Raw genomic sequence first — 3942 nt, 5'->3', positions numbered from 1 at the left:
AGTTAGACGAGAATGCTTTCAAAAACATTGCTCCAGATATTATTTTTGATTATAACGAGCCTTCAAATGAACAAATCCAAAAGATAATTAATAATTATTATAATCAATATCTATATCAAAAATACGACCCCTCAAAAGAGGGAGAAGGAATTAGATTTTCTTTTTCATTGGAAGAAGAAAATAAAAATCCATTAAATACTGATAAGATTATTTTTAATAAAGACATCATTATCGAAGGTAAAAAACAAAAGCAAAAACAACAAGAATATTTAAAAGAATTATCCAAAACCATTGTTTCTGATTTAAAAAATAACACACAAGCCTCTTTAAATGGTAATAATAACAGTATAACATTATCTTTATTTGAAAAAGAACAACAAGAAGAAATTTTAAATACCTTTGAAGAACATATTACAAATAAATGAAATGATATAACAAAATCTTTTGTTTATGATGAAACATTATTTACTTCTAACGATCTTAGTGTTGAAAGTTTTAAAAACAGCATAAGTGAATATTACAAAGCAGCTGATCCTGCAAAGAGAACTATTAAACAACTATTGCAAGACAAAGCAGATGTTGATAGATATTTCAATATGCTAAAACCTTTGTTGGGCGGGTATGTAGATTTAAAAGAATTTGGAGATAAATTTGTATTATTCGGTTCAAATTCAAGAATTATTACTAAGGAAGATATTAAAAAGAAAAATAACGCTATCAAAACTGGAGATTTTGAAAAATTAAAAACATATCGTAAAGAATCAATTAAAAAATTAGAAGAAAAAATCATATATAAAAATTGATTAGAAAATTTAAATGATGGTTTCTATGTCCTTCAAACAAATAAGGATATTCATCGTATGCAAAATTACAATATCGCTTTAACTCAATTGTTTTATGCACTTGATGAATTAAAAATAGGACAAGCACAAAACCTTTTGATGCATAATACTTCAAAACTTGATTCTTCTAAATATACAAAATCGGAAGTTATAGACGCAATAAATTCTCAAGGTAGAAAAAATAAGGAATTATTTAAAAAACTTAATGAGGCATTTTATGCTACATATAAAACTGATAAAGTAAATGTACTAACTCGATTATTTGAAAGAAATAATAAAAAAGAAAGATTTTACAAAACAGAACTATATTTTGTTGAATATTTAGTCGTTGTAGAAGGCAGAAATATTAAGACATTAAGAAGATTTTATTTTGATAATAAAGAAAAAGACGGATTTGAAATAACAATTGACAATAGGGCTGGGCAAACTCTTAACCTTGGTTGAAAAAAATAAAGAAAAAAATAAATTGATTCTTTTTTGGCGATTTTTATTCCTTCGTTGCAAATATAGAGCAATAGTTAAAAATATTCAAAGAATATAAAAACCCTAAATTAGAAATTAGGTACCATAGATAATTTTGTTTAAAAATCTCCCAATGGCAAATATTTAAATTTAAAATATTTACACAGGAGATTTTTTTAATATGCCAAAAAAGGATATTAAAATGCTAAGCGCAAGAGAATTACATGATTAAATATAAACCAACAACCAAAGAAGATGTTTATGAAATTATTAAGAAAAATATAAAAGATCTTATAGAAATTATGATGCAAGAAAAAATTAAAAAACTTTCTTGCATGAGATAAATATGAACACGAAAGAGCTATAAAAGACAACTATTGAAATGGTAGTTATTCCAAATGTAAGATCTAATTTCGGAGAAATTGAACTAAATTCCAAGAGATAGAAATTCAAGATTTGTACCAAAAGTAGTTTCTAAATTTCAATACGATATTTCCAAAATTGAAAGTCAAATTATTAGCTTATATTCAAGAGGTGTATCAACTAGGGACATATCAGATACATTAAAAGATATGTATGCTATAGATGTTGATCCAAGTTTTGTAAGTAGAGTAACTAACAAGATAATTCCACACATAACAGAGTGAAGAAATAGATCTTTAGAAAAAACTTATGCCATGGTTTTTATTGATGAAATAAGATTTAAAGTTAAAGAAGAAAATAAACTTGTTGAAAAGTCAGTTTACATAGTTATGAGATACTCTTCGGAAGAATATAATGATGTTTTGGGATCCTGAATAGGAGAATTCGAAAGTGCAAAATATTGAATTCAAGTACTAAATGACATTAAATTATGAGGGATTTAGGATATATATCTCATGATAAGCAATAATTTAGCAGCAATTAAAGTAGTCTTTCCTAAAACACAAATTCAAAAATGCGCGGCACATCAAATAAGAAATTTGACAAAACATGTAAATTATAAAGATTTAAAAAAATTTACCCAAGACATAAAAAATATTTACAAATCCAACAGTATAGATGAAGCATCTAGATTACTAGATATTTTTGAAGAAAAAAGAGATTCTAAATATCAGCATGCGCTTAAAAGTTGACGAAAAAACATTGATGAATTTTAACTTTCCAACCGAAATTATAAGGCTAATTTATAGGACAAACGTCATCGAAAATTTAAATAGAAATATTAGAAAAATATCAAGAAACAAAACTCCATTTCCTGCCGATGACTCTTTAATAAAAATAGTTTATTTTGCAATTCAAAATCAGTTGGAAAAATAAAATAAAGTTGTTCCTAATTGCGGGCTTGTTTTGTATAATAAATTTTGATTTGTGTAATTGCTATTCTCAAATTACTTATAAAAAAATAAGCCAGAAATTAATTTACACAAAATTTTCTACAGTTCCGATTTTAGAGTCATCTTATTTTTTATATTAATGGCTTAAACCAACAGACTTAATTGATAAAACTAAGGATAACTTTTATTTATAAAAACAGAATTTTTTGATATTTTGTTGATAAATTTCACAAAAAAAAAAAAAAAAAACTATGGTGTAATTTAGTAAATTGATAAACATTTTAAGGGGAAATTTATGAAAAAATCTAACAAAATTTTATTAACATTAGCAAGCATTTCAATACCTTTTATAACGGCTGCAGCTGTTATTTCATGCAGTTCAAATAATGATAATAAACCTAGTAATCCTAAAATAGATGATCAAAAGAAACCACAAGATCCTAAAAAGAAAGAAGAAGGCAAAGAACAAGAAAAGAAACCAGAATCAGGGAAGAAAGAAGAACAAGAAAATAAACCAGAAATTGATGGTAAAAATAAACCTGGCGATGACAATAAAAAAGATGATCAAAATAAGGAAAATGGCTCAGATGAAAAAGATGATATAACACCAAAAATTAGTCCAAAAGCACAAGAAATACAAAATGAAATTAAGGTTAACGAAGATGAAATCGATAAAAAAACCGTTGAACTTGAAACTATTTCTAAATCAGAATTGGATGATTTAAAAGCAACTATTGAAGATGCAGATGAACAAATTGAGAATCTAGAAAAAGAAAAAGTAAACGTCTCTGATAATGAAAAACCTAGTGATTATGATGATCTTATAAAAGAATTTAAGGATATAAAATCAGAGGCTAGCAAAAGACAAGAAGAGGTTGAAAAACTACTAGTTTATAATTCAAATGACCAAAAATTTTCTAATTCAATAAAAGAATTGGAACAGGAAAAAACCGACGCTGATTCTCAAATTATTGAGTTAAAAAAACTATTAAATGATAATGAATTCAATAATAAAAATATTAATGATTTAATTAAAGTCTTTGAAAAAAATAAACAAGAAATTGATAAAAGAATTAATATATATAAACGCCTTTCAATAGCTAATGCCATAGCAGAAGATATCAAGAAGGAAATAGGGGAATTAGAAAAATCTACTGTTAAACATCCTGAAGATGAAGAATTAAAAACACAATTAAATAATAAAATGAAAACTTTAAATAAATTAAGTGAAGAAATTGAAGATTTAATTGCAAAGGTATTTCAAAAGGAAATAGAACTTGAACTAAATTTGTAGGTAGCACAAAAAAATTTTAATAAGATGA

Annotated in this window: 3 protein-coding genes and 1 pseudogene; all 4 read left to right on the top strand. The window is 25.2% G+C overall.

What is annotated here, in order from left to right:
* The coding region (locus ACWXVJ_RS03140; RefSeq protein ID WP_455966509.1) for a hypothetical protein at window positions 1-1295 on the top strand (1295 nt) is incomplete at its 5' end.
* A gap of 440 nt (window positions 1296-1735) precedes the next feature.
* Window positions 1736-2443 (top strand): annotated as a pseudogene (locus ACWXVJ_RS03135) (IS256 family transposase).
* Window positions 2403-2603 (top strand): transposase, encoded by a 201-nt coding sequence (locus tag ACWXVJ_RS03130; RefSeq protein WP_455966508.1) that lies wholly within the window; start codon window positions 2403-2405, stop codon window positions 2601-2603. Before ACWXVJ_RS03135 ends, ACWXVJ_RS03130 begins: the two are co-directional and overlap by 41 nt.
* Window positions 2604-2915: 312 nt before the next feature.
* Window positions 2916-3914 (top strand): coiled-coil domain-containing protein, encoded by a 999-nt coding sequence (locus ACWXVJ_RS03125; RefSeq protein WP_455966507.1) that lies wholly within the window; start codon window positions 2916-2918, stop codon window positions 3912-3914.
* Window positions 3915-3942 lie beyond the last annotated feature (28 nt).

The organism is Mycoplasma sp. 773 (genome assembly GCF_053851515.1).
The sequence above is the reverse complement of the archived record's forward strand: the minus strand, read 5'-3'. Positions and strand labels throughout refer to the sequence as shown.